Origin of the sequence: Micromonospora sp. WMMA2032 (assembly GCF_002688545.1) — a bacterium.
Taxonomy (GTDB): Bacteria; Actinomycetota; Actinomycetes; order Mycobacteriales; family Micromonosporaceae; genus Micromonospora; species Micromonospora sediminicola.
The window spans coordinates 5,600,001-5,624,471 of the sequence record NZ_CP024052.1; the positions used below are offsets into that span (position 1 = coordinate 5,600,001).

Here is a 24,471-nt window from a genome sequence, read left to right on the forward strand (position 1 = left end):
GCGTGTGATACCTGTCAGGGGTTGCGTGGTTGGGGTTGTGGGACCCTGCTGAGTGTGCTGACACGCACTCGAGGAGTTACAAAGCTGGTGGCTAGTCGAACAGTCTGGAATGGCTGACCGTAGACGGTGATAGTCCGGTAGGTGAAAGTTGCCAGTCTTCTGTGGGTGTTCCCGAGTAGCGGCGGACTCCTGAAATCTGCCGTGAATCTGCCAGGACCACCTGGTAAGCCTAAATACTTCCTGGTGACCGATAGCGGACGAGTACCGTGAGGGAATGGTGAAAAGTACCCCGGGAGGGGAGTGAAATAGTACCTGAAACCGTTCGCCTACAATCCGTCGGAGCCTTGCGGGGTGACGGCGTGCCTTTTGAAGAATGAGCCTGCGAGTTAGTGGCATGTGGCGAGGTTAACCCGTGTGGGGGAGCCGTAGCGAAAGCGAGTCTGAATAGGGCGTATTCAGTCGCATGCTCTAGACCCGAAGCGGAGTGATCTAGCCATGGGCAGGCTGAAGCGCGGGTAAGACCGCGTGGAGGGCCGAACCCACCAACGTTGAAAAGTTGGGGGATGACCTGTGGTTAGGGGTGAAAGGCCAATCAAACTCCGTGATAGCTGGTTCTCCCCGAAATGCATTTAGGTGCAGCGTCGCGTGTTTCTTGCCGGAGGTAGAGCACTGGATGGTCTAGGGGGCCCACAAGCTTACCGAAATCAGCCAAACTCCGAATGCCGGTAAGTGAGAGCGCGGCAGTGAGACTGCGGGGGATAAGCTTCGTAGTCGAGAGGGAAACAGCCCAGATCACCAGCTAAGGCCCCTAAGCGTGTGCTAAGTGGAAAAGGATGTGGGGTCGCATAGACAACCAGGAGGTTGGCTTAGAAGCAGCCACCCTTTAAAGAGTGCGTAATAGCTCACTGGTCAAGTGGTTCCGCGCCGACAATGTAGCGGGGCTCAAGCACACCGCCGAAGCTGTGGCATTCACATTTCAACCTCGCTTGGACTTGATTCCTTGTGCAGGTGTGTGGATGGGTAGGGGAGCGTCGTGCCGGGGGTGAAGCAGCGGGGTGACCCAGCTGTGGACGCGGCACGAGTGAGAATGCAGGCATGAGTAGCGAAAGAAGGGTGAGAAACCCTTCCGCCGGATGACCAAGGGTTCCAGGGCCAGGCTAATCCGCCCTGGGTGAGTCGGGACCTAAGGCGAGGCCGAGAGGCGTAGTCGATGGACAACGGGTTGATATTCCCGTACCCGCGAAAGAGCGACCCTGATGAACCTCGTTGTGCTAACCACCCAAACCGTGGATGACCTTCGGGTCTGATGCGGGGAGCGTGGGAACCTGGCGGGTAGTAGTCAAGCGATGGGGTGACGCAGGAAGGTAGCTGATCCCGGCCGGTGGTTGTGCCGGGGTAAGCGTGTAGGCCGTACCGTAGGCAAATCCGCGGTGCATGTAGGCTGAGACGTGATGCCGAGCCGATTCAGGTGAAGTCAGTGATCCTATGCTGCCGAGAAAAGCCTCTAGCGAGTTCTGAGCGGCCCGTACCCCAAACCGACACAGGTGGTCAGGTAGAGAATACCGAGGCGATCGGGCGAACTGTGGTTAAGGAACTCGGCAAATTGCCCCCGTAACTTAGGGAGAAGGGGGGCCGGAGACGTGAAGCCCCGCGCGGGTGGAGCGTTGTATGGCCGCAGAGAGCAGGGGGAAGCGACTGTTTACTAAAAACACAGGTCCATGCGAAGAAGTAATTCGATGTATATGGACTGACGCCTGCCCGGTGCTGGAACGTTAAGGGGACCTGTTAGCTCTTCGGGGCGAAGCGGAGAACTTAAGCGCCAGTAAACGGCGGTGGTAACTATAACCATCCTAAGGTAGCGAAATTCCTTGTCGGGTAAGTTCCGACCTGCACGAATGGCGTAACGACTTCCCCACTGTCTCAACCACAGGCCCGGCGAAATTGCATTACGAGTAAAGATGCTCGTTACGCGCGGCAGGACGGAAAGACCCCGGGACCTTTACTATAGCTTGACATTGGTATCTGAATTAGCTTGTGTAGGATAGGTGGGAGCCGGTGAAGTCCATACGCCAGTATGGGTGGAGGCAATCTTGAAATACCACTCTGGTTGATTTGGGTATCTAACTTCGGACCGTTATCCGGTTCAGGGACAGTGTCTGGTGGGTAGTTTAACTGGGGCGGTTGCCTCCTAAAGGGTAACGGAGGCGCCCAAAGGTTCCCTCAGCCTGGTTGGCAATCAGGTGTTGAGTGCAAGTGCACAAGGGAGCTTGACTGTGAGACTGACAGGTCGAGCAGGGACGAAAGTCGGGACTAGTGATCCGGCACTGGCATGTGGAAGCGGTGTCGCTCAACGGATAAAAGGTACCCCGGGGATAACAGGCTGATCTTCCCCAAGAGTCCATATCGACGGGATGGTTTGGCACCTCGATGTCGGCTCGTCGCATCCTGGGGCTGTAGCAGGTCCCAAGGGTTGGGCTGTTCGCCCATTAAAGCGGTACGCGAGCTGGGTTTAGAACGTCGTGAGACAGTTCGGTCCCTATCCGCCGTGCGCGTAGGATACTTGAGAAGGGCTGTCCCTAGTACGAGAGGACCGGGACGGACGAACCTCTGGTGTGCCAGTTGTCCCGCCAGGGGCACGGCTGGTTAGCTACGTTCGGAAGGGATAACCGCTGAAAGCATCTAAGCGGGAAGCTCGCTTCAAGATGAGGTATCCCACCCACTTTGTGGGGTAAGGCCCCCAGCTAGACGACTGGGTTGATAGGCCGGAAATGTAAGCCCGGTAACGGGTTCAGTTGACCGGTACTAATAGGCCGAGGACTTGACTACCAAGCTGCTACGCGTCCACTGTGCAACTCTGAACAAACACCACCCGACCTGGGATGGTTGACATGTTCATAGAGTTACGGCGGTCATGGCGGAGGGGAAACGCCCGGTCACATTCCGAACCCGGAAGCTAAGCCCTCCAGCGCCGATGGTACTGCACTCGGGAGGGTGTGGGAGAGTAGGACACCGCCGGACAATCTTCAGCTCAGGGCCACCCCGCACGGGGTGGCCCTGACGCATTTCTGGGCACCGATACCGCGACCTCCGAAGTGGGGAGACGGGCCGGCGAGAGGTCGGGCTGCAGGAGAGCCGGCCCGACCCCTTCTCGGGTCAGCGGGTCTGGATGCCCTCGCGGAGCCGGCGGAACAGCGTCGCGGAGTCGTCCACCGCGCGGCCGGGGAACATCCCCATCACCACGCTGCCGTGGTCGGCCCAGCCGCACACCGCGAAGTCGCCGCCGTCGCCGCTGGTCGTACCGCACTTCATCACGCCGCCCAGCCGGCCCGCGTCCACCTCACGCAGCCCGGCGACCTTGCCGGTCTCGTCGGCCATCAGCCCGAAGAGCGTGTCCAGGTCCCGCTCGGGTTGCCAGAGCAGGGTGGTGCCGCCGAAGAGCAGCACGGACCGCTTGGCGTCGCCCGGATCGGTGTAGACCACGCCGAAGCTGCGGTCCAGCTCGATGTCGGCGGCGAACCCGTCGCGCAGGTAGTCGGCGGTGCTGCGGGCCCGGTCGCTGTCGTCGCGGGTGAGCCCGGCCACGTCCGCGGGCTGGGTCAGCCGGGTGTCCTTCTCCTGGACCACTCGCCAGCCGCCCAGCCCGAGGGCGCCGGCGCCGGCGAGGCCGGCCGCCAGCAGGGCGGCCAGCACGATCTTCCGGCGCCGTGACACGGGCCGCCGTTCGGGCTCCAGCGCGGGGTCGCGGCGGCTCAGTTGGATCGGCTCCTCGGTCAGTTCGACCGGACCGTGACCCCCGTCGACCGGACGCTCGGTGAGATGCGCGTCGGACATGCCCGCCACCGTACGCGAATCACCGGTGGCGCACGTCAGGTCTCCGAAAGCGCTCCGTAGACTTTCAGGGTGACCGAGAGACTGGATGCCCACCGCCCCGACGCCCCGACCCTTGCCGGCCAGTACCAGCCCGGCGAGGTAGAGCAGCGACGGTACGAGCAGTGGGTGGCCGGCGGGCACTTCCGGGCGTCGGCGAGCAGCGACAAGCCGCCGTTCGCGATCGTCATCCCGCCGCCGAACGTCACCGGCTCGCTGCACATGGGCCACGCGTTCGAGCACACGCTGATGGACGCGCTCACCCGGCGCAAGAAGATGCAGGGACACGAGGCCCTGTGGCTGCCCGGCATGGACCACGCCGGCATCGCCACCCAGAACCTGGTCGAGCGGCAGCTCGCCGGTGAGGGGCTGTCCCGGCACGACCTGGGGCGGGAGAAGTTCGTCGAGCGGGTCTGGCAGTGGAAGGCCGAGTCCGGTGGCGCGATCCTGGGCCAGATGCGCCGGCTCGGCGACGCGGTCGACTGGGACCGTGAGCGCTTCACCATGGACGAGGGCCTCTCCCGGGCCGTGCAGACCATGTTCAAGAAGCTCTTCGACGACGGCCTGATCTACCGGGCCAACCGGATCATCAACTGGTGCCCGCGCTGCCTCACCGCGCTCTCCGACATCGAGGTCGAGCACACCGACGACGAGGGCGAGCTGATCTCGATCCGCTACGGCGACGAGGTCGTGGTGGCCACCACCCGGGCCGAGACGATGCTCGGCGACACCGCGGTCGCGGTGCACCCGGACGACGAGCGCTACCGGCACCTGATCGGCACCGAGGTGGCCCTGCCGCTCACCGACCGGCGCATCCCGATCGTCGCCGACGAGCACGTCGACCCCGCGTTCGGCACCGGCATGGTCAAGGTGACCCCGGCGCACGACCCGAACGACTTCGAGATCGGCCAGCGGCACGACCTGCCCTCGCTGACGATCATGGACGAGCGCGGCGTGATCACCGCGCCCGGGCCGTTCGAGGGCCTGGACCGGTACGAGGCCCGGCCCGCGATCGTGGCGGCGCTGCGTGAGCAGGGCCGGATCGTGGCCGAGAAGCGGCCGTACCTGCACGCGGTGGGGCACTGCTCGCGGTGCAAGACGACCGTCGAGCCGCGGCTGTCGCTGCAGTGGTTCGTCAACACCGGGCCGCTGGCCAAGGCCGCCGGCGACGCGGTGCGCGACGGCCGGGTGAAGATCGAGCCGGCCGAGCTGGCCAAGCGCTACTTCGCCTGGGTCGACAACATGCACGACTGGTGCATCTCCCGCCAGCTGTGGTGGGGCCACCGCATCCCGGTCTGGTACGGCCCGGCCGGCGAGATCGTCTGCGTCGGCCCGGACGAGACGCCGCCGACCGGCGAGGGCTGGCGGCAGGACGAGGACGTGCTGGACACCTGGTTCTCCAGCGGTCTCTGGCCGTTCTCCACCCTCGGCTGGCCGGAGCACACTCCGGACCTGGCGAAGTTCTATCCGACCAGCGTGCTGGTCACCGGCTACGACATCCTGTTCTTCTGGGTCGCCCGGATGATGATGTTCGGCCTGTACGCGATGGACGGCGTGCAGCCGTTCGACGTGGTGGCGCTGCACGGCATGGTGCGCGACGAGCACGGCAAGAAGATGTCGAAGTCGTTCGGCAACGTGGTCGACCCGCTGGACTGGATCGACCGGTTCGGCGCCGACGCCACCCGGTTCACGCTGGCCCGCGGCGCCAACCCCGGCCAGGACGTGCCGGTCAGCGAGGAGTGGTGCCAGGGCTCCCGCAACTTCTGCAACAAGCTCTGGAACGCCACCCGGTTCGCGTTGCTCAACGGCGCGCACACCGACGGGCCGCTGCCGGCCGCCGCTGACCTCTCCACCGTCGACCGGTGGATCCTGTCCCGGCTGGCGCACGTCACCGCCGAGGTCGACGAGCAGTTCGAGGCGTACGAGTTCGCGAAGGTCTGCGACCTGCTCTACCACTTCGCCTGGGACGACGTCTGCGACTGGTACGTGGAGCTGAGCAAGCCGGTGCTGGCCGAGGGCGGCCCGGCGGCGGACGCCACCCGCCGGGTGCTCGGGCACGTGCTGGACCAGCTCCTGCGGCTGCTGCACCCGGTGATCCCGTTCGTCACCGACGAGCTGTGGGTCGCGCTCAACGGCGGCGAGACGGTGTTGACGTCGGCCTGGCCGGTCGCCGACCGTACCCTGGTCGACGACGCCGCGGAGGGCGAGGTCGGCACCCTCCAGCGGGTGGTGACCGAGGTCCGGCGGTTCCGGTCGGACCAGGGCCTGCGGCCGACGCAGCGGGTCGCGGCGCGGCTCGACGGCCTGGCCGGCGCGGGCATCGCGGCGCACGAGCCGCTGGTCCGCTCGCTGGCCCGGCTCGACGCGCCCGGTGACGACTTCCAGGCCAGCGCCACGCTGGCGATGCCCGGTGCGGTGAGCGTCGCGCTGGACACCCGTGGCTCGATCGACGTGGCCGCCGAGCGTGCCCGGCTGGCCAAGGACCGGGCGGCGGCCGAGAAGGAGGCCACCCAGGCGCGGGCGAAGCTGGACAATCCGGCCTTCGTCGGCAAGGCGCCCGAGCCGGTGGTGGCCAAGATCCGTGAGCGACTGGCGGTGGCCGAGGCGGACCTGGTCCGGATCGACGCCGCCCTGGAGGCGCTGCCCTCATGAGCGACCGTGCCGACCGCTCCGCGTTCGCCGAGGTGGAGGCCGCGCTCAACGCGCGCGGCTTCACCCGGATGCACTTCGAGCTGGAGAAGATCGAGAGCCTGCTCGACCTGCTCGGCAGCCCGCAGCGGGCCTACCCGTCGATCCACCTGACCGGCACCAACGGCAAGACCTCGACGGCCCGCATGATCGACTCGCTGCTGCGGGCGTTCGGGTTGCACACCGGCCGCTACACCAGCCCGCACCTGGAGACCGTCCGGGAGCGGATCAGCCTGGACGGCGAGCCGGTGAGCGAGGAGCGGTTCGTGGCCACGTACCGCGAGATCGCGCCCCTGGCCGAGTTGGTCGACCAGCGGTCCGCCGAGCCGCTGACCTACTTCGACATGACCACCGCGCTGGCGTTCGCCACGTTCGCCGACGCCCCGGTCGACGTCGCGGTGGTGGAGGTCGGGCTCGGCGGCGCGGAGGACGCGACCAACGTGATCCAGGCCGGCGTCGCCGTGATCACCCCGATCGGGCTGGACCACACCGAGTGGCTCGGCGACACGATCGAGGACATCGCGCTGCACAAGGCGGGCATCATCCACCCCGGCGCCACCGTGATCGCGGCGGCGCAGGAGGAGGAGGCGGCCCGGCCGATCCTGGAACGCTGCGCCGAGGTCAACGCCACCGTCGCCCGCGAGGGCGCCGAGTTCGGGGTGCTGCGCCGGGCGGTCGCCGTCGGCGGCCAGGTGTTGACCATCCAGGGCCTGGGCGGGGTGTACGAGGAGATCTTCATCCCGCTGCACGGGGCGCACCAGGCGCAGAACGCCGCCGTGGCGCTGGCCGCGGTGGAGGCGTTCCTCGGCGCCGGGGCGCGGCGGCAGCTGGACATCGAGGCGGTCCGCGAGGGCTTCGCCGCGACCAGCTCGCCGGGCCGCCTGGAGCGGGTCCGCACCGCGCCGACGGTGCTGCTCGACGGCGCCCACAACCCGCACGGGATGGCCGCGACGGTCGCCGCGGTGCAGGAGGAGTTCGCGTTCAGCAAGCTCGTCGGCGTGCTGGCGGTGCTCGGCGACAAGGACGCCGCGAGCCTGCTCGAACTGCTCGAACCGGTGCTCGACTCGGTCGTGGTGGCGGAGAACAGCTCGCCCCGGGCCATGCCGGTCGACGAGCTGGCCGAGCTGGCCCGGGAGGTCTTCGGGCCGGACCGGGTCCAGGTGGCCCGGGAGATGCCCGACGCCATCGAGGCGGCCGTGGCGGAGGCCGAGTCCGACGTGCCGGGCGAACTGTCCGGGGTGGGCGTGCTGGTCACCGGATCGGTGGTGACCGTGGCCGACGCCCGCCGGCTGCTCAAGCGATGACGGACCCGCAGCGGCACCCGGACGCCGAGCCGCGCCCGTCCGGCCCGGACGCGCGGCGGTCGTCCCGGCCGGGCGCCGGGGCGCAGCCGGGCGGTCCGGAGCAGCCCGGCGGGCCGACGCCGGAGGGCGGGCGCCGCTCCGGCCTGCGCAACCCGGACAAGGCGGTACGCGGGCTGGGCGCCGGCACGCTCTCGCTGGAGGCGTTGGTGCTGCTGCTCGCCATCCAGCCGATCCGGGTGGTCGGCGGTGACCTGGGCGGCGCGGCGATCGGCGTCATCGTCGCGCTGGCGGTGGCCTGCGTGGTGCTGGCCGGCATGATGCGCCGCCCCTGGGCGTGGCACGCCGGAACCGTGCTCCAGGGACTGCTGCTGCTCTCCGGGCTGCTGCACTGGTCGCTGTTCGCGCTCGGTGTGATCTTCGCGCTGGTGTGGGCGTACGCGCTGCACGTCCGGCGGGTCATCCTCGGCTGAGCGCCGTTCGCGGTTCGCTTCCCGTTAAGAGGGGGCCCTTCCTATCGCTCAGGCGTTAAGAAGGGGCCCTTCCTTGGGTTCGGCGAGGGCGCGCCACTGGGTGAGCGCCACGCCGTGACCGTCCGGGTCGCGGAAGGCCGCCGCCCACACCTCCAGCTTGGTGCCCCGGTTGACCACGCGTGGGGCGTAGGTGAACCGCACCCCGGACTCGCGCAGCCGCTCGTACGCCGCCTGGATGTCGTCGACCTCCAGGTTGACGTGCACCAGCCGGCGGCTGATCGGGGCGGCGCCGGTCACCCGGCGCAGCACCAGCCGGGTCGGCCCGGAGGAGAGCACGGCGTTGCCCTCGCCCCGGTCCAGCTCGTCGAAGCCCAGCTCGCGATAGAAGTCGAGGGACCGGTCCAGGTCGGTGACGAGCAGCGTGATGCCGACGCCGCTGATCGGGCTGGCCAGCTCGTCCGGCTCCGGGTGGGCGGACGGACCGAAGATGGCCTCGTCCAGCTCCTCGGCCGTGGGCGGGGCGTCGGCCCGCGCGGTCGCGTCCGACGGCTCGTCCGGCGCGTCCAGCGGAACGTCGATCGGGTCGACCGGCACGGTGCCGACCGGCACGGTGTCGCGCTCCTCGGCCGGTGCGCGGGGCGCCGGGGCGCGGCGGGGGAGCGGGTTGGCGGCGGCCGGCTCGACCAGCTGCCCCTCCAGCACGACCGGGCCGCCGGGACGCTGGTGCACCACCACCGGCTCGCGGTCCTCCGGTCGGGGCGGGACGTCGTCCAGGAACGGGTCCGGTGCGGGCGGGTAGTCGTCGCGGAACTCGTCCTCCGGGGCGCGCCCGGCCCACGGCGGTGCCTCCTGCGCGATGAGCGGCTCGTCGAGCGGGTCCGGGCCGGCGTACTCGGGCGGGAGGTCGGCGACCGCGGCGGCCGTCTCGGCGTGGGTCGGCACCTCGTCCCAGAGCACCCGGACGTGCCGCTGGTCGTCGAGGGCCACCCGGACCGGCAGCGCCTGGCCCAGCGAGGGCCACTTGGCGACCGGCACCCGAGGCTCGATGATCTTCTTGGAGCGGGGCGGCAGCCCGGGGGCGTCGATCACCAGTTGCAGCTCGCAGCGCCCGAACGCGTACTGGGTGGGTGGTTCGGAGGCGCTGTGCACGTGCCCCAGGCCGACCACCCAGGTGCGGCCACCGCCGCGCACCGTGGCCAGGGCGATCGCCAGCACCAGCAGCGCGACGCCGAGGGCCACGATCGCCCAGCTGGTCATGCCGAGGCCGAACACGGTCACGAAGGTGGCCACGGTGCCGAGCACCGCGCCGATCAGTTTGCGTACCGGCGCGATCGTGCGGTTCCCGCCATTCGCCACAGTGGACCTCCCAGGGGTTCCAGGGCCAGGCTAGGCCGCCGCGGCGGGCCAGGGAAGACGCAGCCGCCGCGCCGGCGCCGGGACCGGGTCGCTACGCTGACCGTACCCAGCCCGACCCCGTTTGAGTGCGCAGGAGGAAACCAGCGTGTCCAGCAGCAGCCCGGACGAGCGGACGCTCGTACTGATCAAGCCCGACGCGGTGCGCCGTGGTCTGGTGGGCGAGATCCTGTCCCGTTTCGAGCGCAAGGGCCTGCGGATCGACGCGATGGTGAGCCGGACCATGGACGGCGACTTCGCCGACCAGCACTACGCCGAGCACGTCGACAAGCCGTTCTACCCGCCGCTGAAGACGTTCATGACCGGTGGCCCGCTGGTGGCGCTGGTGCTCTCCGGCGACCAGGTGATCGACGTGGTGCGCGGGATGATCGGCAGCACCGACGGCCGCAAGGCCGCCGCCGGCACCATCCGCGGTGACCTGTCGCTGTCGAACCGGGAGAACCTGGTGCACGCCTCCGACTCGACCGACAGCGCCAAGCGCGAGATCGCCCTCTGGTTCCCCGAGCTGGGCTGACCGGAACCGCCGACGGCCCCGGCCCGCACCTCGCGGGACCGGGGCCGTGGCACGTCCGCCGTCAGTCCAGCGCCGGCGGCTGGGTCCGGCAGGTCACCGAGACCCGGTTCCACACGTTGATGGTGGCGATCGCCGTCACCAGGTCCGCGAGTTCCTTCTCCGACCAGACCTTCGCCGCGGCGTCCCAGACGTCGTCCGGCACGCCGTGGTCGCCCAGCCGGGTCACCGACTCGGTGAGGGCCAGCGCGGTCCGCTCCCGCTCGTCGAAGAACGGCGCCTCCCGCCACGCCGCGACGGCGAACAGCCGCCGGCTGTTCTCCCCGGCCTCCAACGCCTCCCGGCTGTGCATGTCCACGCAGAACGCGCAGCCGTTGAGCATCGACGCCCGGAGCTTGACCAGCTCCAGCACCGTGTGGTCCACGTTCGCCCGGACGTACTTCTCCAGCCCCAGCACGGCCCGGTACGCCTCCGGCGCCACCGCCGCCATGTCGATCCGGCTCATCGCCGCCTCCTCGGAAATTCGGGTACGCGGACAGGACGGTCCACGGCCGGCCGGGTGTGACGCGGTGTGACGCCGCTCATGCCGGGGTCCGGACAGCCGTCGTTGAGGTGCCGGTCACCTCGGGCCACGTCCCCGGCCATGTCGGGCCGGTAGACCGGTCTGGCGAGTTCGTCGAGACCGGGAGGACCCATGACGCACATCGACCGACGTACGCTGCTCCGCGCCGGACTGGTCGCCGGGGCGGGGGCCGCCGGCGGGGCGCTGCTCGGCGGAGCCGGCGCGCCGGCCGCCCCGGCGTGGCGGCCGAGCGGGCGGCCGTCGCTCACCCACGGCGTGCAGAGCGGTGACGTGACCGCCGACTCGGCGCTGGTCTGGACCCGGGCGGACCGGCCCGGCCGGATGCTCGTCGAGGTCAGCCGCCGACCCGACCTGCGCGGCGCGCGGCTGGTGCGCGGCCCGGTGGTCGACCCGGACGGCGACTTCACCGGCCGGGTCCGGCTGCGCGGCCTGCCGGCGGGCGAGCGGCTGCACTACCGGGTACGGGTGGAGAGCCTGGACCGGCACGGCGTGTGCAGCGAGCCGCTGACCGGCTCGTTCGCCACCGCCCCCGGGCGGCACCAGCGGCGGGACGTGCGGTTCGTCTGGACCGGTGACATCGTCGGGCAGGGCTGGGGGATCAGCCCGGACTTCGACGGCCTGGCGATCTTCCGCGCCATGCGCGAGCGGCGTCCCGACTTCTTCCTGTGCAGCGGGGACACGGTGTACGCCGACGGCCCGCTCGCCGAGCGCGTCACGCTGCCCGACGGGCGGCTCTGGCGCAACCTGGTGACGCCGGCGAAGAGCAAGGTCGCCGAGACGCTGGCGGAGTACCGGGGACAGTTCGCCTACAACCTGCTCGACGAGCACCTGCGGGCCTTCGCCGCCCAGGTGCCCCAGATCAACCAGTGGGACGACCACGAGGTGGTCAACAACTGGTACCCGGGGGAGATCCTGGTCGACGACCGGTACACCGAGAAGCGGGTGGACGTGCTCGCCGCCCGGGCCCGGCAGGCGTTCCACGAGTGGCTGCCGGCGCCGGCCGGCGGGCCGCTGTACCGACGCCTGTCGTACGGGCCGCTGCTGGACGTCTTCGTGCTGGACATGCGCACCTGGAAGGACCCGAACGACGGCAACACGTACGCCGACCCGGCGCGCGGCCTGCTCGGCCGGGCGCAGCGGGAGTGGCTGGTCCGGGAGCTGCGTGCGTCCCGGGCGACCTGGAAGGTGATCGCCAACGACCTGCCGATCGGTGTGGTGGTGCCGGACGGCCCGGGCGCGCAGGAGGGGGTGGCCCAGGGCGACCCGGGCGCGCCGGCCGGCCGTGAGCTGGAGTTCGCCGAGGTGCTGCGCGCGGCCCACCGGGCCGGGGTGACCGGCCTGGTCTTCCTCACCGCCGACGTGCACTACACCGCCGCCCACCACTACGACCCGGCCCGCGCGGCGGTGGGCGACTTCAGCCCGTTCTGGGAGTTCGTCTCCGGCCCGGCGCACGCCGGGGCGTTCGGCCCGAACGCGTTGGACGGCACCTTCGGCCCGAAGGCCGTCTTCGTGCACGCCCCGCCGGCCGCGAACACCTCGCCGGCGGAGGGCTTCCAGCACTTCGGCGAGGTCGACATCGACGGGGAGTCGGGCGCGTTGACCGTGCACCTGCGCGACCGCGCCGGCGCCTCCCTCTGGAGCACCACGCTGCCGGCGCCCACCCGCCGCTGAGTGTGAGGAGGGGCCCCTTCCTATCGCGTAGGCGATAAGAAGGGGCCCGTCCTTACTCGGAGGCGGAGCGGGGGGCGGGGCGGGTAAGCTTGGGCGCACAGGCGACGACCCGGCCATCACCGGTGAGCCTCCGGAAGAACAGCCGGGCAACCGGCCCAGTAGAACCGGACGGGACGGCCCGTCACAGCCGACCGATGAGCGGGCGGTCGATCCTGACCGCCAAGCGGGGTGGTACCGCGGACCACCCGGGAGCGCCGTTCCAGGCGTACCCCGGAGGTTCGTCCTCGCAGACCCACGACGAGTGAGCTGCGCGAGGAGAGCGACCCCGATGGCCTATCCGTTGCACGACCCGACCGGCGTCGGCGTCCCGGCGAGCCCGGACCTGCCCGCGGTCGAGCGCCGGGTGCTGGAGCACTGGACCGCCGACAAGACCTTCGAAGCGTCCGTCGAGGCCCGCGACGCCGGCCGGAACGGCGAGAACGAGTACGTCTTCTACGACGGCCCGCCCTTCGCCAACGGCCTGCCGCACTACGGCCACCTGTTCACCGGCTACGTCAAGGACGTGGTGCCGCGCTACCAGACCATGCGCGGCAGGCACGTCGAGCGCCGGTTCGGCTGGGACTGCCACGGCCTGCCGGCCGAGGTGGTGGCCGAGAAGCAGCTCGGCATCACCAGCAAGGCGGAGATCCTCGACCTCGGCGTGGCCCGGTTCAACGACGCCTGCCGCACCTCCGTGCTGGAGTTCACCCACGACTGGGAGCGGTACGTCACCCGGCAGGCCCGCTGGGTCGACTTCGCCAACGACTACAAGACGCTCGACCTGGACTACATGGAGAGCGTCATGTGGGCCTTCAAGACCCTGCACGACAAGGGTCTGGTCTACGAGGGCTTCCGGGTGCTCGCGTACTGCTGGCGGTGCGAGACGCCGCTGTCCAACACCGAGACCCGGATGGACGACGTCTACCGGGACCGGCACGACCCGACGCTCACCGTCTGGTTCGAGCTGACCGCCGACGAGAGCGCGCCGGAGCCGCTGCGCGGGCCGGTCAAGCTCGGCGTCTGGACCACCACGCCGTGGACGCTGCCGTCGAACCTGGCACTCGCCGTCGGTCCGGACATCGAGTACGCGGTGCTGGAGCGCGACGGTGACCGCTATGTGGTCGGCGCCGCCCGGCTCGGCGCGTACGCCAAGGAGTTGGAGGGGTACGAGCAGGTCGGCACCGTGTACGGCCGCGACCTGGTCGGGCGTCGCTACACGCCGCTCTACGACTTCCTGGTCGAGCCGGCCGGGCCGAACGCCTACCAGGTGCTCGGCGCGGACTTCGTCACCACCGAGGACGGCACCGGGATCGTCCACCTGGCCCCCGCCTTCGGCGAGGACGACCAGAACACCTGCAACGCCGCCGGCATCCCCACCGTGGTCACGGTGGACGACCACACCCGGTTCACCGCGCTGGTGCCGCCGTACCAGGGCGAGCAGGTCTTCGACGTGAACAAGCCGGTGATCCGGGAGCTGAAGGAGCGGGGGGTGGTGCTGCGGCAGGACGTCTACACCCACTCGTACCCGCACTGCTGGCGCTGCGACACCCCGCTGGTCTACAAGGCGGTGTCGTCGTGGTTCGTCGCGGTGACGTCGTTCCGGGACCGGATGGTCGAGCTGAACCAGCAGATCAACTGGACGCCGGGGCACATCAAGGACGGCTCGTTCGGCAAGTGGCTGGCCAACGCCCGGGACTGGTCGATCAGCCGGAACCGGTTCTGGGGCTCGCCGATCCCGGTGTGGAAGTCGGACGACCCGAACTACCCGCGCGTGGACGTGTACGGCTCACTCGCCGACATCGAGCGGGACTTCGGCGTACGCCTGACCGACCTGCACCGGCCGGCGGTGGACGACCTGGTCCGCCCCAACCCGGACGACCCGACGGGCCGGTCGACGATGCGCCGGGTGCCGGAGGTGCTGGACTGCTGGTTCGAGTCCGGCTCGATGCCGTTCGCCCAGGTGCACTACCCGTTCGAGAACCGCGAGTGGTTCGAGCACCACTACCCGGGTGACTTCATCGTCGAGTACATCGGGCAGACCCGCGGCTGGTTCTACACCATGCACGTGCTGGCCACCGCGCTGTTCGACCGGCCGGCGTTCCGCAACTGCCTGAGCCACGGCATCCTGCTCGGCTCGGACGGGCGCAAGATGTCCAAGAGCCTGCGCAACTATCCGGACGTCTACCACGTGTTCGACTCCTACGGGTCGGACGCGATGCGCTGGATGCTGATGTCCTCGCCGGTGCTGCGCGGCGGGGACATGGCGGTGACCGAGACGCTGATCCGGGACGCGGTGCGGCAGGTGCTCCTGCCGCTGTGGAACGTCTGGTACTTCTTCTCGCTCTACGCCAACGCCGACGGCCACACCGCGCGTCGTCGCACCGACTCGGTGAACGTGCTCGACCGGTACGTGCTGGCGAAGACGAACGAGCTGGTGGCGACCGTCGGCGCGCAGATGGACGCGTACGACATCTCCGGCGCCTGCGCGACCGTGCGGTCCTACCTGGACGCGCTGACCAACTGGTACGTGCGCCGCTCGCGGGACCGGTTCTGGGCCGGCGACGCGGACGCGTTCGACACGCTCTGGACCGTGCTGGAGACGCTCTGCCGGGTGGTGGCGCCGCTGGCGCCGCTGACCGCGGAGGAGATCTGGCGTGGGCTGACCGGCGAGCGGTCGGTGCACCTGACCGACTGGCCGTCCGCCGAGGAGTTCCCGGCCGACCACGAGCTGGTCTCGGCGATGGACAACGTGCGGGCGGTCGCCTCCGCGGCGCTGTCCCTGCGCAAGGCCAAGGGCCTGCGGGTGCGGCTGCCGCTGGCGAAGCTGACCGTGGCCTCGCCGGTCGCGGCCCAGCTCCGGCCGTTCGCCGACCTGGTCGCCGACGAGGTCAACGTGAAGGAGGTCGTGCTCGCCGACGACCTGGACGCCTACTGCCAGCAGGTGCTGACCGTGGTGCCGCGGGCGCTCGGCCCGCGCGTCGGCAAGGCGGTCCAGCAGGTGATCAAGGCGGTCAAGGCGGGGGACTGGGAGCTGCGTGACGGCGCTCCGGTGGCCGCCGGGGTCACCCTGGCCGAGGGCGAGTACGAGCTGCGCCTGGTCGCCGCCGACGCGGAGCACTCCGCGCCGCTGCCCGGCGGCGAGGGCGTGGTGGTGCTGGACACCGAGGTCACCCCGGAACTGGCCGCCGAGGGGCTGGCCCGGGACGTGGTCCGGGTGGTGCAGCAGGCCCGGCGGGACGCCGACCTGGACGTCTCGGACCGGATCGCGGTGGCCGTCTCGGCCTCCGAGGAGGTGCGCGCGGCGGTCGCCGCGTACACCGGGTTCGTGGCCCGGGAGGTGCTGGCCGACACCGTCGACTTCGCCGAGGGGCTCGAGGGCTTCGCCGGCGAGGCGGGCGACGGTGAGCGCGTGGTGGTGAGCGTCCGCCGCGTGTGAGATGTAAGGAAGGGGCCCTTCTTAACGCTTTCGGTATAGGAAGGGCCCCTTCCTAACACGCGCACCGGCGGGTGGACTGCGGGCCACCCGCTCGGCCGGGGGTGGCAGCGTCGGCTACCGTGACAGCGCCTGTCTCACGTACGACCGCCGGAGGACCCGTGCCCCTGCTCTACACCATCGGCAAGCTCACCGTGGCGCCCGCGCTCCGGTTGGCCTTCCGTCCGCACGTGGAGGGGTTGGAGCACATCCCGGCGACCGGCGGGGCGATCTTCGCGGGCAACCACCTCTCCGTCGCCGACGAGCTGCTCCTCGGCACGGTGGTCCCCCGGCACCTGGCGTTCTGGGCCAAGTCGGAGTACTTCAACGGCACCGGGATCAAGGGCGGCTTCTCCAAGTTCGTGCTGACCGGGCTCGGCGCCATCCCGGTCGAGCGGGCCGGGGGGCGGGCCGCGTTGTCCGCGTTCGACGCGGCGATCCCGGTGCTCAAGGCCGGCGACCTGGTCGCCGTCTACCCGGAGGGCACGCGCTCCCCGGACGGGCGGCTCTACCGCGGGCGTACCGGCGCGGCCCGGCTCGCGGTGGCCGCCGGAGTGCCGATCATCCCGGTCGGCGTGACCGGCACCGACAAGGCCCAGCCCATCGGTACGCGGGTGCCCCGGCCCGGTCGCGCCAAGATCACCATCAGGTTCGGCAAGCCGCTGGACTTCACCGGCCGGCCGGACGACCGCACCTCACTGCGCGCCATGACCGACGAGATGATGTCGGAGATCCAGAAGCTCACCGGCCAGGAGTACGTCCCGCGCTACGCCCCGAAGCGCAGCGAGCAGACGCCGGGTGAGGCGGCCGCCTGAGCGAGACGCTCAGGACTGCTTCGGGACCACGACCCGCTGGCGCAGCTCGTCGAGGAGCCGGCCGCTGTCGTCCACCGACAGTCGGGTGAACACGCCGGTGGTGAGGCTGCCGTGGTCGACCGAGGTGCACACCACCACCGCGTCGCCGTCCGCCCGGCCCACCGCGCAGCGCTCGTGCCGGCCCCGTACGCCGGTGTCCACGGTCACCGAGGGTTGCAGGTCGTAGTCGCCGGCGAGGCGCTTCAGCTCGGCCTCGGCGTCGGACTCCGGGCTGAACCGGAATCCGGTGCTGCCGAACAGCGTCACCCGCTTGCCGTCGTTCGTGGTGTAGATGCCGGCGAACGTGTCCTCGGCGAGCCAGTCCGCCTGGCGTACCCGGCTCTTCAGGTCCTCGGCCGCGGCCTGGCTGCCCTGGTCCTGGCGCAGCCGCATCGAGTCGAGCTGGTCGGGGAGGCTGGCGCTGGCCGGGTACTGGCTGGACAGCGGCTGGGCCCACCACAGCGGCACGCCGCAGCAGCACGCCACGGAGAGCAGCAACAGCCAGGGCCAGCGACGCCGCCGGCGTACCGGCACCGGCACGTACCCCTTGGGGGCCCGCCAGCCCGGCGGCGGCGCCACCGGCGGCGGGGTCCTGCCCCGGCGCTGCTTCGGCGGGCGCGCCTGCTTCGGTGGCCGCGGCGGGGCGACCGGGGCCGGCGGCGGGGTGTGTGCCGGCGGTGACACCGGCCGGGCGGCCGGCGGACCCGGGTACGGCGGGGTGTGCGCGGGCGGCGACACCGGTCGGGCGGCGGCCGGGTGCGGCGGCGGCCCCGGGTGGGCGGCGGCCGGGTGCGGCGGCGCCGGGTGGGCCGGCCAGGGCGCGGTGTAGGGCAGCGTCGGCGGCAACGCCGGAAGCTCGACCGAGTGCAGGTCCCAGCCGGTGGTGTCCACGCCCGCCCACGGGTCGACCGGGGTGGCGTGCTCGGGGGACTCGACCGGCGGCACCGGCGTGGGCTCGGCCGACTCGCCCCAGGCACGCCGCCGGGCCGGCGGGGGCGGGACCGCGGCGGAGCCGCTCCAGCGGGGCGCGGTCTCGACCCGGGTGGGGTTCGGCCCGTGCTCGACCTTCGTCCGGTCCGGCGCGTGATCGGCGCGGGTGGGGGCCGGCGCGTCCTCGACCCGGGTCGGGTCGGGGGCCGACGGGGTCGGCGCGGTGCGGCCCGGCACGGCGGCGGAGCCCCGGGCGCGTCCGGCCGGCGCGGGCGGGGTGTCGTCGGCGTCCGTCCCCCGCGGCGCGGCGACGGGGTCGGCCGATACCGCGGGCGCCTCGGCGGCGTCGTCCGGGTCGGGCCGGCCGGTGTCCGCCGGACCCGGGCGGGCGGTGTCCTCCGGGTCTGGACGGCCGGTGTCCTCCGGGCCCGGGCGGGGGGTGTCCTGCGGGTCCGGGTGGGCAGTGCTGTCCGGGTCGGGCGGGTCAGGGGTGGCGTTCGGCTCCGGTGGTGCGGTGTCGGCCGGGGGTGCGGTGGCGGCGTTCGGGTCGCTGTCCCCGTCCGTCGGCGGCTCCGAGCCCGGCGCGTCGCGCTCCGGCGCGGAGCTGTCCGGGGCGGGGTCGGCGAGCTGGCCGGCGGCCTCGGCGGAGCCCTCGGCGTCGACCTGCTTCGGCCCGGGCGACGGCGGCTCGGCGACGACCCGTTCCTCGGTCCCGTCGGCCGGCCGGCCCGCCCCCGGCTGCGGCTGCGACATCGCGGCAATCTCCTCTCGCGCCCGTTGCGAGGTTAGTACCGCCCCGCCACCTCCGCCGAATCCCCGCCCACCCCCGACCCTCGCCCCCGCCTCCGCTCCCGCGGGTGACCAAGGAGTTCGCGTGGGCGGGGAGCGCGGATCGGCGCGCCAACTCCTTGATCAACGGGTGTGGGGTGGGGGAAGGGTGGCGGTGGGGGAGGTCGGGGCGGGGGACCGCGTACCCTTGGGCATCATGAGTGCCCCGTCCACGACCCCACGTCCCACCGCCGACAACTCGGTCTGGCCCCGGCTGGAGCCGCTGCTGCCGCAGGTGACCAAACCCATCCAGTACGTGGGTGGGGAGCTGGGCGCGGTGGTCAAGGACTGGGACGCGGCGACCGTGCGCTGGGCGCTGATGTATCCGGACGCGTACGAGGTGGGCCTGCCCAACCAGGGCGTGCAGATCCTCTACGAGGTGCTCAACGAGCTGCCCGACGTGCTGGCCGAGCGCACGTACGCGGTCTGGCCGGACCTGGAGAAGCTGATGCGCGCCCACGGCGTGCCGCAGTTCACCGTCGACGCCCACCGGCCGGTGCGCGACTTCGACGTGTTCGGTGTCTCGTTCTCCACCGAGCTGGGCTACACCAACCTGCTCACCGCGATCGACCTGGCCGGCATCCCGCTGCTCGCCGCCGACCGCACCGACGCCGACCCGGTGATCGTGGCCGGCGGGCACGCCGCGTTCAACCCGGAGCCGATCGCCGACTTCGTCGACGCCGCCGTGCTCGGCGACGGCGAGGAGGCGGTGCTGGAGATCACCACCATCGTCCGGGAGTGGAAGGCCGAGGGCTCCCCGGGTGGCCGGGACGAGCTGCTGCTGCGGCTGGCCCGCACCGAGAGCGTCTACGTCCCGCGCTTCTACGACGTCGACTACCTGCCCGACGGCCGGATCCAGCGGGTCGTGCCGAACCGCCCGGACGTGCCGTTCCGGGTGCACAAGCGCACGACCATGGACCTGGACGCCTGGCCGTACCCGAAGAAGCCCCTGGTCCCGCTCGCCGAGACGGTCCACGAGCGGTACGCGGTGGAGATCTTCCGGGGCTGCACCCGGGGTTGCCGGTTCTGCCAGGCCGGCATGATCACCCGTCCGGTGCGGGAGCGGTCGATCACCACCGTCGGCCAGATGGTGCAGCAGGGGCTGGAGTTCTCCGGCTTCCACGAGGTCGGCCTGCTGTCGCTGTCGTCGGCCGACCACTCCGAGATCGGCGACATGTGCTCCGGCCTGGCCGAGCAGTACGCCGGCACCAACGTCTCGCTGTCGCTGCCCTCGACCCGGGTGGACGCGTTCAACATCGACCTGGCCCAGGAGCTGTCCCGCAACGGGCGCCGGACCGGCCTGACCTTCGCCCCGGAGGGCGGGTCGGAGCGGATCCGCAAGGTGATCAACAAGATGGTGTCGAAGGAAGACCTCATCCGTACGGTGGTCACCGCGTACTCCAACGGCTGGCGGCAGGTGAAGCTCTACTTCATGTGCGGCCTGCCCACCGAGACCGACGAGGACGTCCTGGAGATCGCCGACATGGCGCACGAGGTGATCCGGGCCGGCCGCGCCGCCACCGGATCCAAGGACATCCGCTGCACGGTCTCCATCGGCGGGTTCGTGCCGAAGCCGCACACCCCGTTCCAGTGGGCCTCGATGGAGCGGCCGGAGGTCATCGACGGCCGGCTCAAGCTGCTCAAGCAGGCCATCAACAGCGACCGGTCGCTGGGCCGGGCGATCGGCTTCCGCTACCACGACGGTGAGCCGTCGCTGATCGAGGGCCTGCTGTCCCGGGGCGACCGCCGGGTCGGCGCGGTTATCCGCAGGGTCTGGGAGAACGGCGGCCGGTTCGACGGCTGGAGCGAGCACTTCTCCTACCAGCGCTGGGTCGACGCCGCGACCGAGGTGCTGCCGGCGTACGGGGTGGACCTCGACTGGTACACCACCCGCGAGCGCGAGGAGCTGGAGGTCCTGCCCTGGGACCACCTCGACTCCGGCCTGGACAAGGACTGGCTCTGGCAGGACTGGCAGGACTCGCTGTCCGAGTACGAGCAGGACGACTGCCGCTGGACGCCGTGCTTCGACTGTGGCGTGTGCCCGTCCATGGACACCGAGATCCAGATCGGCCCGACCGGCCGGAAGCTGCTGCCGCTGACGCCGGTCGGCGGGTTGAAGCAGCCCGCCGCCGCGCAGGGCTGACGGCGCCGAACCACCGCGGAGCGCGGGAACCCCCCGGGGTTCCCGCGCTCCGTCGTCTTTCGCGGCAACCGCGCGCCGCCGTGGGGTGGGGGTGCCCGCAGTGGTGCATCCTCGATACGCTGCGTCCGTATTGGACCGGCCGGGGGCCGGTAGCGGGGAGGACAGCAGCATGGGCATCACGCCGCCGGACACCGGCGATCTGCACGTCAGCGTCGAGGACCTGGACGCCGCCGCGGAATACGTCGAGCGCCTCAAGCAGTACGTGGACGACACCATCGGCTACGAGATGGAACGCATCAAGGAGCGGATGAAGGGCGACGGCACGAACGCCCAGACGGTCGCCAACGGCACGCCGTTCGGCGCGTACGAGGACGCCCGGATGCAGTGGGCGGCGCTGACGAAGTCCACGGCCAACATGGAGGCCCACCTGAAGGACATCTCCCGCAAGTTGGCCGGCCTGAAGCAGGGCACCGAGGACATCGCGAAGGCGTTCCGCGACGCGGAGGCCCGCAACGCCGCCAACGGCAAGCAGATCGAGCGGCTGCTGGAGTCCGCGGCGCCGCCGCCGGAGGCCGGGCAGCAGCCCACCTACCCGTACACGGCCTGAGGGGGAGACGGTCATGGCAGGAGGCACCTGGGAGCGCTGCGTCCGTGAGGTGACGCTGTCGGCGGACCCGGAGACCGTCGGGTCCGTGGGGGCGGGCTGGAGCAACCTCTCCACCGCGCTCGGCTACCTGCGCGACTCGCTGGTCGGGCGCTCGTTCGTCGGCCCGATCGCGCCCGGTAAGGAGCGCCCGCACAGCGGCGGCCTGCCCGGCCTGCTGGCCGGGTGGAAGGGCAGCGGCGGCGACGCCTACCGCGAGCACCTGACCACCATCGGCAAGGACATCGAGGAGCTGATCACGCACGCCAGCGGCGTCAGCGGCGCGCTGTCGCGGATCGAGGGCGACATCCGCACGGCGGTGGCCAGCATCCCGATCCCGCTGATGGACGACTTCGGCTGGAACGAGTGGAGCCTGCCCGGCGGCACCGAGCTGGACGACGCCCGCGACGGCGAGAGCCAGTCCGGGTTCCTCGCCGCGCTGCGCAAGGACTACCAGGCCAACCAGGCGCTCTACGCCGACGGCGCGTTCCGCGACAAGGCCGACGACCTGGAAGCCACCATGAAGGTCGACGGCAACGCCGGCGATCAGAAGCGTGGCGGTTGGTGGGACACCAAGTCGCATCTGGACAACTGGTACCGGGACAACCAGGAGGCGGCCAACAAGGCGATGTCGCCCCTGCCGGTCGCCGTGGAGACCGAGCGCCCCAAGCTGGACGTGCCCAGACCGAACATCGACGCCGATGACGGCTACCGCCCGGACACCCGCACCCCGCCCTCCGGCGTGCCGGACACCGGTCTGCCGGGCGGCGGTGGTGGCGGCGGTGCCGGGGGCAAGATGCCCTCGCTCGGCAGCACCGGCATCGGCGGTGGCGCCGGCGGCGGAGGTGGTGGCGGCTCGTTCACGCCCCCGCCGACCATCGGCGGCTCCGACCTCGGCGGTGGTTCCGGCTCGTACACCCCGCCGGTCACCGGCGGCATCCCCGGCTCCGGCAGCGGCTACCCGGGCTCCGGCGACCACGACTACGGCACCGGCCTGGCCGGCGCGGGCGGTCCGGGCACCATCACGGCCGGCGGCCCGGGCAGCGGCTTCGGCGGTGCCGGTGGCGGGCTGAGCGGCGGTGCCGGTGGCGGCTTCGGCGGCGGTGGGGCCGGTCTCGGCTCCGCCGGCGGCATCGGTGGCGGCGGCCTCGGCGCGGCCGGCGGGATGGGTGTGGGCGCGCTGCCCGGCATGGTGGGCGGCGGCAACGGCAAGGTGCCGCCGCTGACCAGCGCGGCCAACGCGTTGCGCAGCGCCACCGGCGCGGGCGGCATGGGCGCGGGCGGCTCCCGCGGCGGCACGGCCGGCGCCGGGATGATGGGCGGCGGCATGATGGGCGGGCACGGCGGCGCCGGGCACGGTGGCGGCGGTGGCGAGCACTCGTCGTGGTTGACCGAGGACGACGATCCGTGGGGCGCCGGTGACGGCGCGACCCCGGGCATCCTGCGATGAGGACGGACGGATGAGGGTCAACGTCGGCGCGCTCCGGCCGGTGGCGGCCGGGGTGCTGGCCGGTCTGATGGTGCTGGGGGCCGCCCAGCCGGCGGCCGCCGCGCCGCGCCGGGCCGAGCAGTGGTACCTGGACGAGCTGCGGATCGACCGGGCGCACCAGATCTCCACCGGCCGGGGTGTGGTGGTCGGGGTGGTGGACACCGGCGTCGACGCCGGCCACCCGGACCTGCGCGGCCGGGTGCTGCGCGGGGCCAGCACCCGCGACACCGGCGACGGCCGGCGCGACCCGGCGGGTCACGGCACTCACATGGCCGGGATCATCGCGGCCAACGGGGCCGGAGTGGACGGCATCGCTCCGGACGCCCAGATCCTGCCCATCCGGAAGCCGCCCGGCGGATCGTTCACCCCGGAGGATTCCGCTACCGGTATCCGGATGGCCGTCGACGGCGGCGCGAAGGTGATCAACCTGTCCTACGGCAGCGCCGGCGCCGTCGACGAGGGCGAGGTGGCTGCGGTCCGGTACGCGCTGGAACGCGACGTGGTCGTCGTCTCCGCCGTCGGCAACGTCCGGCAGTTGGGCCCGGACGTCAGCGCGCCGGCCAACATCCCCGGTGTGATCGCGGTGACCGGCACCAGCCGGGGCGGTGGTTTCTGGAACGGTTCGGCGCAGGGCCCGGAGGCGGTGATCGCCGCGCCGGGGGACGAGGTCTACAACATCGGCCGCGACCGGGGTTACGGCTGGGGCGACGGCACCTCCGACTCCAGCGCCATCGTGTCCGGAGTCGCGGCGCTGATCCGGTCCAAGTACCCGAAGCTCTCCGCGCCCGACGTGATCAACCGGATCATCCGTACCGCCCGGGACGCCGGCCCGCCCGGCCGCGATCCGCGGTTCGGCTTCGGTCGGATCGACCCGGTGGCGGCGCTGACCGCCGACGTCCCGTCGGTGTCGGCGAACCCGCTGCTCGGCGCCGCCGCGGCGTCGCCCAGCGCGGCCGCGCCACCGGCCGCGGCCGAGGACGACAACTTCGACGTGACCAAGTACGGCGACCGCGGCGGACCCACCGACCAGCAGGTGATGGTCGTCGGGATCGGCATCGCGGTGGCGCTGGTGGTGCTGCTGGCACTGGTGGGGTTCCTGATCTGGAACCGGCGCCGGCACCGCCGCGAGTTGGCCCGGGCGGGTGACATCCCGGACGAGGTGCTCGACCGGATGGGCGACGGCGGGCACGGCCCACCGGTCCCGGCCGGTCACCCGGCCACCCCGTCGGCCGGCTACGCCCGGCCCGGCGCCCACCCCGGTCCGGGCGCCCACCCTCAGCACGGGCAGTATCCCCAGCCTGGCCCCTACGCCCAGCCGGGTCCGGGCGCCCATTCGCCGCCGGCTCACGGGCAGCAGTTCCCACCCGGCCAGAACCCGTGGGCCCCACCGCCCGCCGCTCCCGGACCCACCCCGCCGAACACCCCCCGCTGACCCCCCCGCACCCCCACCCCACCCCACCCCTCCCACCCCACCCCCTCCCCGCGTCGATCATGAGGTTGACGGCACCAACGGAGATCCACTCCGCCGCCAACCTCATGATCGACGCCGGGAGTCGGGCCGGGGGA

Annotated in this window: 15 protein-coding genes and 2 rRNA genes (1 of these 17 cut by a window edge); 13 read left to right on the plus strand and 4 right to left on the minus strand. The window is 71.4% G+C overall.

All coding sequences use genetic code 11. From position 1 onward, the window contains the following. A 23S ribosomal RNA gene (locus CO540_RS26045) occupies positions 1–2,826 on the plus strand (it extends 283 nt beyond the left edge of the window). A 75-nt stretch (positions 2,827–2,901) separates the two neighbouring features. Beyond that, positions 2,902–3,018: ribosomal RNA gene (gene rrf / locus CO540_RS26050) — 5S ribosomal RNA — on the plus strand. A gap of 135 nt (positions 3,019–3,153) precedes the next feature. Here rrf and CO540_RS26055 read toward each other — a convergent pair. Then, positions 3,154–3,831: a hypothetical protein gene (locus CO540_RS26055; RefSeq protein ID WP_099163994.1), complete on the minus strand. Its 678-nt coding sequence runs from the start codon at positions 3,829–3,831 to the stop codon at positions 3,154–3,156. Between the two features lie 69 nt (positions 3,832–3,900). Here CO540_RS26055 and CO540_RS26060 point away from each other — a divergent pair, with 69 nt between their 5' ends. Genes CO540_RS26060 through CO540_RS26070 form a run of 3 tightly spaced genes read left to right on the plus strand, consistent with a single transcriptional unit; the run spans position 3,901 to position 8,329 of the window. Beyond that, positions 3,901–6,519, plus strand: coding sequence for a valine--tRNA ligase (locus CO540_RS26060; RefSeq protein WP_099163995.1), 2,619 nt, complete (start codon positions 3,901–3,903; stop codon positions 6,517–6,519). Continuing rightward, positions 6,516–7,859, plus strand: a complete 1,344-nt coding sequence (locus CO540_RS26065; RefSeq protein ID WP_099163996.1) for a folylpolyglutamate synthase/dihydrofolate synthase family protein — start codon at positions 6,516–6,518, stop codon at positions 7,857–7,859. Before CO540_RS26060 ends, CO540_RS26065 begins: the two co-directional genes overlap by 4 nt. Then, a complete protein-coding gene (locus CO540_RS26070; protein ID WP_099163997.1) occupies positions 7,856–8,329 on the plus strand; it encodes a DUF4233 domain-containing protein in 474 nt (157 codons plus the stop codon). The genes CO540_RS26065 and CO540_RS26070 overlap by 4 nt, the downstream gene beginning before the upstream one ends. 48 nt (positions 8,330–8,377) lie before the next feature. Here the strand turns inward: CO540_RS26070 and CO540_RS26075 are convergent, their stop codons facing one another. After that, positions 8,378–9,685 (minus strand): VOC family protein, encoded by a 1,308-nt coding sequence (locus tag CO540_RS26075; protein WP_099163998.1) that lies wholly within the window; start codon positions 9,683–9,685, stop codon positions 8,378–8,380. 145 nt (positions 9,686–9,830) lie between these two features. On the opposite strand from CO540_RS26075, the gene ndk reads away from it, so the two are divergent. Beyond that, positions 9,831–10,256 (plus strand): nucleoside-diphosphate kinase, encoded by a 426-nt coding sequence (gene ndk / locus CO540_RS26080; protein WP_091571867.1) that lies wholly within the window; start codon positions 9,831–9,833, stop codon positions 10,254–10,256. A 61-nt stretch (positions 10,257–10,317) separates the two neighbouring features. Here ndk and CO540_RS26085 read toward each other — a convergent pair whose 3' ends face one another. Beyond that, a complete protein-coding gene (locus CO540_RS26085; RefSeq protein ID WP_091571870.1) occupies positions 10,318–10,758 on the minus strand; it encodes a carboxymuconolactone decarboxylase family protein in 441 nt (146 codons plus the stop codon). A 189-nt stretch (positions 10,759–10,947) separates the two neighbouring features. On the opposite strand from CO540_RS26085, the gene CO540_RS26090 reads away from it, so the two are divergent. The 3 genes from CO540_RS26090 to CO540_RS26100 all read left to right on the plus strand — a co-directional run bounded on the left by CO540_RS26090 (position 10,948) and on the right by CO540_RS26100 (position 16,833). Continuing rightward, positions 10,948–12,507 (plus strand): alkaline phosphatase, encoded by a 1,560-nt coding sequence (locus tag CO540_RS26090; protein ID WP_099163999.1) that lies wholly within the window; start codon positions 10,948–10,950, stop codon positions 12,505–12,507. A 328-nt stretch (positions 12,508–12,835) separates the two neighbouring features. Beyond that, positions 12,836–15,982, plus strand: coding sequence for an isoleucine--tRNA ligase (ileS, locus tag CO540_RS26095; RefSeq protein WP_099164000.1), 3,147 nt, complete (start codon positions 12,836–12,838; stop codon positions 15,980–15,982). 158 nt (positions 15,983–16,140) lie between these two features. After that, a complete protein-coding gene (locus tag CO540_RS26100; RefSeq protein WP_091571880.1) occupies positions 16,141–16,833 on the plus strand; it encodes a 1-acyl-sn-glycerol-3-phosphate acyltransferase in 693 nt (230 codons plus the stop codon). A gap of 9 nt (positions 16,834–16,842) precedes the next feature. Here CO540_RS26100 and CO540_RS31080 read toward each other — a convergent pair whose 3' ends face one another. Beyond that, entirely contained in the window at positions 16,843–18,555 is a 1,713-nt protein-coding gene (locus CO540_RS31080) for a hypothetical protein (RefSeq protein WP_099164001.1), read from the minus strand. A 232-nt stretch (positions 18,556–18,787) separates the two neighbouring features. Here CO540_RS31080 and CO540_RS26110 point away from each other — a divergent pair, with 232 nt between their 5' ends. From CO540_RS26110 to mycP, 4 genes are all read left to right on the plus strand, one after another. Next, on the plus strand, positions 18,788–20,773 hold the full coding sequence (locus tag CO540_RS26110; RefSeq protein ID WP_091571887.1) for a TIGR03960 family B12-binding radical SAM protein: 1,986 nt from the start codon (positions 18,788–18,790) through the stop codon (positions 20,771–20,773). Between the two features lie 169 nt (positions 20,774–20,942). Continuing rightward, positions 20,943–21,380, plus strand: a complete 438-nt coding sequence (locus tag CO540_RS26115; RefSeq protein WP_091571890.1) for a hypothetical protein — start codon at positions 20,943–20,945, stop codon at positions 21,378–21,380. A gap of 13 nt (positions 21,381–21,393) precedes the next feature. Further along, positions 21,394–22,866: a hypothetical protein gene (locus CO540_RS26120; protein ID WP_099164002.1), complete on the plus strand. Its 1,473-nt coding sequence runs from the start codon at positions 21,394–21,396 to the stop codon at positions 22,864–22,866. 10 nt (positions 22,867–22,876) lie between these two features. Then, positions 22,877–24,337: a type VII secretion-associated serine protease mycosin gene (gene mycP, locus CO540_RS26125; protein WP_099164003.1), complete on the plus strand. Its 1,461-nt coding sequence runs from the start codon at positions 22,877–22,879 to the stop codon at positions 24,335–24,337. Positions 24,338–24,471 lie beyond the last annotated feature (134 nt).

What these genes read in the sequence shown, in the direction of transcription:
- CO540_RS26055 (WP_099163994.1), bottom strand. Translation starts at nt 3,831, where the DNA reads ATGTCCGACGCGCATCTCACCGAGCGTCCGGTCGACGGGGGTCACGGT.
- CO540_RS26065 (WP_099163996.1), top strand. Translation starts at nt 6,516, where the DNA reads ATGAGCGACCGTGCCGACCGCTCCGCGTTCGCCGAGGTGGAGGCCGCG.
- CO540_RS26070 (WP_099163997.1), top strand. Translation starts at nt 7,856, where the DNA reads ATGACGGACCCGCAGCGGCACCCGGACGCCGAGCCGCGCCCGTCCGGC.
- CO540_RS26085 (WP_091571870.1), bottom strand. Translation starts at nt 10,758, where the DNA reads ATGAGCCGGATCGACATGGCGGCGGTGGCGCCGGAGGCGTACCGGGCC.
- CO540_RS26090 (WP_099163999.1), top strand. Translation starts at nt 10,948, where the DNA reads ATGACGCACATCGACCGACGTACGCTGCTCCGCGCCGGACTGGTCGCC.
- ileS (WP_099164000.1), top strand. Translation starts at nt 12,836, where the DNA reads ATGGCCTATCCGTTGCACGACCCGACCGGCGTCGGCGTCCCGGCGAGC.
- CO540_RS31080 (WP_099164001.1), bottom strand. Translation starts at nt 18,555, where the DNA reads ATGTCGCAGCCGCAGCCGGGGGCGGGCCGGCCGGCCGACGGGACCGAG.
- CO540_RS26110 (WP_091571887.1), top strand. Translation starts at nt 18,788, where the DNA reads ATGAGTGCCCCGTCCACGACCCCACGTCCCACCGCCGACAACTCGGTC.
- CO540_RS26115 (WP_091571890.1), top strand. Translation starts at nt 20,943, where the DNA reads ATGGGCATCACGCCGCCGGACACCGGCGATCTGCACGTCAGCGTCGAG.
- CO540_RS26120 (WP_099164002.1), top strand. Translation starts at nt 21,394, where the DNA reads ATGGCAGGAGGCACCTGGGAGCGCTGCGTCCGTGAGGTGACGCTGTCG.
- mycP (WP_099164003.1), top strand. Translation starts at nt 22,877, where the DNA reads ATGAGGGTCAACGTCGGCGCGCTCCGGCCGGTGGCGGCCGGGGTGCTG.